Below are 6,855 nucleotides of genomic sequence, written 5' to 3'. Positions count from 1 at the left end.
GTACCAGAAAAAGGTAGCGGAGAGTGGGTTAACGCAAAGCATGTCGAGAAAAGGTAACTGCTTGGATAATGCTGTTGCTGAAAACTTTTTTGCTTTACTCAAAACAGAGATGTATCACAACCAAAGCTTTGAAGATGCAGATGATTTGATAGAGCAAATTAAAGAATACATCGAGTACTACAATACCAAACGTATAAAAGTGAAACTAAAAGGCCTGACTCCGATAGAATATCGAACTCAGGCCTTGAAAGCCGCTTAACAGAAATGTCCAACTTTACGGGGTCACTTCAATTCGGCTGGCTTTTCTTTTTACAGCTAGAACAGACTTAACGCTTGGCAATAATATCTCTTACCGCTTCTAGATCTTCAGGCGTATCAACCCCCGCAGACGGCGCTTCTTTTGCCACGGCGACATGGATTTTTTCACCATACCAAAGTACACGTAGCTGTTCGAGGCATTCAATCTTTTCTAAAGCACTAGGTTGCCAATTGATATAGGTATTGATAAAACCTGCTCGGTAGGCATAAATGCCTATATGACGAAGTAGAGGCTGAACAATGGTGTTGCTCTTAGCGAAATTATCACGATCCCATGGAATCGTTGCACGGCTAAAATACATCGCGTAGCCATCTTTGTCAGTCAGCACTTTCACCGCATTCGGGTTAAACACTTCAGCTTCATCGGTAATTTCCAACGCTAATGTTGCCATAGGTGCTTGGCTATTGGCGAGGTTGTCGGCTACCTGAGCAATAATCGATGGTGGAATTAATGGTTCATCCCCCTGCACATTAACAATAATGTGGTCATCAGCAATACCCATCAGCTTAACCACTTCTGCCAAACGCTCAGTACCTGATTCATGATCTGGTGAGGTCATACAAACTTGGGCGCCAAACTCTTTTGCTGCAAGTTCAACACGCTCATCATCAGTGGCAATAATTACATTATCGGCCCCCGCTTGAATCGCTTGTTCATACACCCACTGGATCATTGGCTTACCAGCAATATCTGCCAGCGGTTTACCCGGCAATCGCGTTGATTGATAGCGAGCAGGAATAACAACCGTAAACGACATTATCTGCCCTCATCCATACCCATAGTGCGTGCTTCAGGTTCTAGCAGCACAGGAATACCTTCTTTAATCGGGTAAGCAAGACGATCAGCCTTACAAATCAATTCTTGGTTATCTTTATCATAAGTCAATTTGCTTTTGCATACTGGGCACGCAACGATTTCAAGCAGACGGTGATCCATAATATTCCTTTGTTCGTTTAATTTGTTCTAAGATGCGGTTCTCATCATGTTGAGAAAAACTTGCTGAAACAGGCAAATACCACCAATTCCCCTCAGCATACTCAGCACATTTGACTGCATCTTTTTCAGTCATAATTAGATGTGTACCACGCGAAGCTAGCTCTGCCAATTGTGATACTTGGAAATCTTGATGATCGGCAAAACCTTGGCAATGAACAAGATCGGCACCCAACTGGGTCAATGTATCGAAGAATCTTGGTGGATGACCGATACCAGCCATAGCTACCAATTGTCTTAACTGAGTTACAGGTACTTTTTCGTGCGTCTTTAAATTCACAGCCAAGCTTGGTTTAAGCGTCATTGCCGCTTCATTTTCCTGTGCTTGACCGCCATTAGTAACGATAAAGTCAACCTCGTCGAGGCGTTCAACACACTCACGAAGGGGACCTAAAGGTAACAATTGTTGATTACCAAAACGACGTTTTCCATCAACGACCGCAAACTCAATATCACGTTCCAACGCATAATGTTGCAAACCATCATCGGTAATAATAATGTCGACACCTAAAGGCAAAAGCGCTTGAACCGCGTTGGCTCGAATAGGATCAACCGCAACGGCTGCGTTAGTGCGTTTAAAAATCAGCTTTGGTTCATCACCACAATGCAATGTTGAGGTTGTTTCATCAACAATCAATGGGTAAGTCGGCGCTTTCGCGCCATAACCACGCGATACCACGCCAGGGGTATACCCCAACGCTTGTAGCTTTTCCACCAGCCAAATCACCATCGGCGTTTTACCATTACCACCAGCGGTAATATTACCAACAATGATCACCGGAACAGGTGCTCGATAGGTCTCTTTGCTTCCTAACTGGTAGCTTTGGCGTCGTGAGCGGCTGATTATTCCAAATAGCTTACTGAGCGGCCACAACAGTGGCCACAATAAATACCTAAGCGGATGATTTTCAAACCAGATTTTTTCAATCATGGTTTAGCCACCAAACTGAATTCGATGCAGTTGAGAGTATGCACCTTCTGGCATAGCAATGAGCTCTTGATGGCTACCACACTCAATGATTTCACCTTCGTCAACCACGAGAATTTGATCCGCTTTTTCAATGGTCGATAGACGATGAGCAATCACTAATACCGTTTTGTCTTTTTGCAGTTCATCTAGCGCCGCTTGGATCGCTTTCTCTGATTCAGTATCAAGTGCTGATGTTGCCTCATCTAGAATCAAAACTGGCGCATCGCGTAATAACGCTCGCGCAATGGCAATGCGTTGGCGCTGACCACCCGATAGGCTTGCACCATTCTCACCAATTACGGTATCGAGACCGTCATCCATCTTGTCGATAAAATCCATCGCATGAGCTAAACGAGCTGCGCGCTCAATATCTTCACGGCTGTATTTTTCCGTCGCGGCATAGGCAATATTGTTCGCAATAGTGTCATTGAAGAGGTGAACGTTTTGAGACACGAGCGCAAAATGACTGCGCAGATTCGACAGTTTGTAGTCACGCACGTCATGATCGTCTAAGTAAATTGCCCCTGAATCAACATCATAGAAACGAGTGAATAGGTTGGCAATCGTGCTCTTGCCTGAGCCAGAACGCCCTACCAGCGCCAATGTTTTGCCTTGTGGAATAACAAATGAAACATTCGAAAGCGCCGGTTTTTCTTTGCCTTCGTAAGTAAAAGTTACCTCTTTAACTTCGACCACACCACGAGTAACAGCTGTCTCAAATTTACCATTGTCTTGTTCTGTCTCTAAATCCATTAGCGCAAACAAGGTCTGGCTCGCTGCCATACCACGTTGGAAATCAGAGGTCACGTTGGTCAACGCTTTCAACGGACGCATCAAACCAAACATTGCAGAAAACACCACGGTAAAGGTACCTGGCGTCAAGGTTTCACGAATAGAATCCACACTAGCAAGGAACAGTACCGTCACCAATGCGACTGAAGCAATAAGCTGAATGACTGGGTTGGCAATTGCCTGCGCACCGACTAACTTCATTGATTGTTGGCGCATTTTGTTGCTCACCACATCAAAGCGTCCACGCTCAACGTCTTGACCACCGTAGCTTAATACCACTTTGTGACCTTTGAGCATCTGCTCAGCGGATGAAGTCACATGCCCCATCGCCTCTTGCATGTTCTTTGATACTTTTCTAAAGCGCTTAGAAACAAAGCCTATCGCCCACGCTACGATTGGCGCAACCACGATCAATACAAGCGATAACTCCCAACTGTTCCAAAACATCAACGTTAGCAAGCCGATAATACTTGCACCTTCACGAACAATACTCACTAACGCACGGCTGGTAGCCCCCGCTACCTGCTCTGAATCATAAGTAATACGAGAGAGCAAACCGCCCGTTGATTCTTTGTCAAAATACGATACAGGCATATGCATAAACTGGTTAAATATGCTACGGCGCATTTCCATAACCACATTGCCCGAAACCCAGCTCAAGCAGTAGGTTGAGACAAAACCGCTCAAACCACGAACAATCATCATGCCAAAGATTATCATCGGTAAAATACGCAGAAAATTGGACTCTGCGTTACCGAAACCTTCATCCAAAAGGGGTTTCAAAAGCGATACCATATAGGTATCAGCGACAGCATTAATAATAAGCGCGACAACTGCCGCAGATAAACCTAATTTGTATAAGCGAATATACGCCCACAAACGTTTAAAGGTTTGCAACGTAGTTTCATCTTGGTCAACAGACATAAAATTGCTTTAATCTTTTTTACAATAATCTTTCTATTCTACTCGCTTACGCAGCATCTGCCTATACCAAGCCCGTCCTTTCGCTATTCGCATAGTTACAATACGCAAGTTTTGCCCTTGGTAAAACAAACTGGTTTGTCCCTCTGCACCAGTTTCTAACCATTGTGCCCCTAGATCGATGTAGCGCTGTTTCACCTTCGGATGCGGCAGCGTCCAGCGTCCTTGATAAGCGGTTGAAGCAATCGCAACATTGGCATCCACAGCTTCAACAAAATCGGGCAATGAAGAGCTTCTGCTACCGTGGTGTGGTACCAAAATTACATCATTTTTAAGCAGATTTGGCTCTCTAAGTAGCAACCATTCAGCCACACCTTCAACATCGCCAGTAAGTAATACACTATGCCGATTCACATTATCCATTATTCTAATCACGCAAGAGTGAGGATTGTATGCACGAGTAACAGCTTTCGGCGGCCAAAGCACCTCAAAGGTCAATTGCTGCCAATACCAACTGTCGCCTTTAATGCAGAATATCGATTGAGCATTCTTTTCATGGAAAACTTGGCTTGAAATAACCTTTGCTAACGGCCAACTTTGTAGAAGATCCCGCAAGCCACCAGCATGGTCATTGTCAAAATGACTAATGATAATAGTATCGAGCGTCAAACCACGTGAATGCAGATAAGGGACGATGACGCTCTTGGCATAACTACCATGTTCCCATGACGCACCTGTATCATAAACTATCGCCCTTTGATTACTTTCGATAACGACGGCAAGACCGTGCCCTACATCTAACACATCTAACCGCCAATCAAAATCATCTCGACGGGCGGCAATGCCCAATATTGTCAATAGCAAGGCGACAGCAATAAAGCGTGAATCAAAGAATGCCCTCATCAGCGAGAAGACCGTGATAAACAGTATGCATGAAGCCGTATACATTGATACCGGAAGCCATGAAAAATGACTTAGATTAGTCGCACTAATGACGGGAATTAAACTCAAATCAGCAAGAGAATAGAGCGGCGCTGCTACTTGCGGGGCAATAGCGGAAATTGCCATCGTCGCTAAAAGCAATGGAATCACGAACAAACTGAACCAAGGCACAAACAATATGTTATAGATGAACGAGCCCAAACTGACACCATGAAATATCAGCGCAATGACAGGGCTCATCAATAACACTAACCCAAATTGAATTAAAAGCGCTTGCTTAAACTTGGAGCCTTGCCCTAGCCGCAACGACAGCATCAAAAACACAATCGCAACTGCACACACTGAAAGCCAAAAACTATTTGAATAAACAGAGAACGGATCATAAAGCAATAAACCAGCAAGCATTAGCAGCCATTTGTAGCGATTACTTGCGGCAATATTCAACAGTCTTAAGCAGACAAAGATCGTCAGTAAAATTACCGCTCGTTCGGTTGGTAATGAAAAGCCAGAGAGCCATGCATAACTCCAAGCAAACAGCATCGAAGCGATCGTTGGAACCCACAAACTGGTGACACCAAAGCGAATAAACTGAAAACCAACTAACCAACCAAAACCAAAGGCAATACCAATATGTAATCCTGAAATAGCCACTAAATGGCTTAATCCACTTTGCTGTAGCCTCAACCATTGATTTTTGTCGACATAAGCCCTTTCACCAAACGTCAACGCCAACAATAGACCTCTATGCTCTAAGCCATTGGTTAACTCGATTGCTTTTGCAAATAATGTTTGCCGCCAAGACGTTGTACTTTCGATAATGATAGACGCCTTCGAACCTATCGAAACCTGACCGACAACTCGTTGGCTAACCACATATTTTTCTTTATCAAAACCAACTCGATTGAGGACACCAATGACAGGCTTCAACTTGACTCGCGCGGTAACATTTTCGCCCAATTTAAGATGATGTGGCGCAGTGAGGTACACTCTTGGTCGTGAAAAATAGTCTATTTTATTACCATTGATTGATCTGATCACGACTATGCCGTGAAAGCCATGATTTATTGGTTTAAAAAGACTGTCAACTTCGGCATTTATGGTAAGATCTAAACTGGCATTGAACAGGGTGTTCGTCTGATGGCGCAATAGATTGCCGCTCACTATCACGACCAATAGCGCAGCGATCAACCCACAGCCCCATCTCAGCCATCTAAACTTAATACAAAGCAAGAGCCACACTAGGCATGGAACTGACCAAAACCACCCCGGTAACTGCCACCAGTGAGGAGTGGTTATGATGAGTATTGCGAACGACGACAACGTCCAATAATTAACAAAGAGAGTCATATTCCCTTATGCCAAGAAAATTCATAAAACGCTTTATGCCTGACCACGAAGTAATAAAACGTCAAAAGGCATTAAAGATTTTTGGCAACGTGCTTTATAACCCAAACCTATGGTGTCTCAACCGACGCTCAGCCGCGGGCGCTTTTGCGGTAGGTTTGTTTATGGCTTTTGTTCCATTACCAAGCCAAATGCTTATGTCGGCAGGGTTAGCCATCCTCTGCGGCGTAAACTTACCCCTCTCCGTTGCATTAGTGTGGGTCAGTAATCCAATTACTATGCCCGTGCTGTTTTACTTCGCCTACAAAGTTGGCGCTTGGGTAATGCATGTACCGCCACAACCTTTTCACTTTGAACTTTCGTGGGATTTTATCCTGCACCAAATGAGCACCATTGGTCCTCCATTCTTACTTGGTTGCCTCATTTGTGGCGTTATATCAGCAATGGCAGGCTATTTTGGCATTAAAGGGCTTTGGCGCTATTCGGTAGTGCGCAGTTGGCAACAACGTCGTTCAAGATAAAACGCCTTTGCTTGTGTATCCACTGTTGAATACCAATTTGAATAGTCACTCGT

Annotated in this window: 7 protein-coding genes; 2 read left to right on the top strand and 5 right to left on the bottom strand. The window is 44.3% G+C overall.

Features of this window, described 5'->3' with window-relative positions; genetic code table 11:
• A partial coding sequence (locus L4C38_RS02880) for an IS3 family transposase (protein ID WP_428796005.1) occupies nucleotides 1-259 on the top strand: 259 nt, incomplete at its 5' end.
• A gap of 67 nt (nucleotides 260-326) precedes the next feature.
• On the opposite strand, the gene kdsB is transcribed toward L4C38_RS02880, so the two are convergent.
• The 5 genes from kdsB to L4C38_RS02855 are packed head-to-tail and all read right to left on the bottom strand — an operon-like array spanning nucleotide 327 to nucleotide 6,284.
• On the bottom strand, nucleotides 327-1,076 hold the full coding sequence (gene kdsB / locus L4C38_RS02875) for a 3-deoxy-manno-octulosonate cytidylyltransferase (protein ID WP_428796004.1): 750 nt from the start codon (nucleotides 1,074-1,076) through the stop codon (nucleotides 327-329).
• Nucleotides 1,076-1,255 (bottom strand): Trm112 family protein, encoded by a 180-nt coding sequence (locus L4C38_RS02870; RefSeq protein WP_428796003.1) that lies wholly within the window; start codon nucleotides 1,253-1,255, stop codon nucleotides 1,076-1,078. The genes kdsB and L4C38_RS02870 overlap by 1 nt, the downstream gene beginning before the upstream one ends.
• The gene (lpxK, locus tag L4C38_RS02865; protein WP_428796002.1) at nucleotides 1,236-2,243 is read right to left on the bottom strand and encodes a tetraacyldisaccharide 4'-kinase; all 1,008 of its coding nucleotides are present in this window, start codon (nucleotides 2,241-2,243) and stop codon (nucleotides 1,236-1,238) included. Before lpxK ends, L4C38_RS02870 begins: the two co-directional genes overlap by 20 nt.
• A gap of 3 nt (nucleotides 2,244-2,246) precedes the next feature.
• The gene (msbA, locus tag L4C38_RS02860) at nucleotides 2,247-3,998 is read right to left on the bottom strand and encodes a lipid A ABC transporter ATP-binding protein/permease MsbA (protein WP_428796001.1); all 1,752 of its coding nucleotides are present in this window, start codon (nucleotides 3,996-3,998) and stop codon (nucleotides 2,247-2,249) included.
• Nucleotides 3,999-4,031: 33 nt separating this feature from the next.
• Nucleotides 4,032-6,284 carry a DNA internalization-related competence protein ComEC/Rec2 gene (locus tag L4C38_RS02855; protein WP_428796000.1) on the bottom strand — a complete coding sequence of 751 codons (2,253 nt, stop codon included), beginning with the start codon at nucleotides 6,282-6,284 and terminating at the stop codon, nucleotides 4,032-4,034.
• 8 nt (nucleotides 6,285-6,292) lie between these two features.
• Here L4C38_RS02855 and L4C38_RS02850 point away from each other — a divergent pair, with 8 nt between their 5' ends.
• Nucleotides 6,293-6,802 carry a DUF2062 domain-containing protein gene (locus tag L4C38_RS02850; protein ID WP_428795999.1) on the top strand — a complete coding sequence of 170 codons (510 nt, stop codon included), beginning with the start codon at nucleotides 6,293-6,295 and terminating at the stop codon, nucleotides 6,800-6,802.
• Nucleotides 6,803-6,855: the final 53 nt, after the last annotated feature.

It is taken from the genome of Vibrio kasasachensis (assembly GCF_050337565.1).
Lineage (GTDB): Bacteria > Pseudomonadota > Gammaproteobacteria > Enterobacterales > Vibrionaceae > Vibrio > Vibrio kasasachensis.
This window is presented reverse-complemented; position numbering and strand designations above follow the sequence as displayed.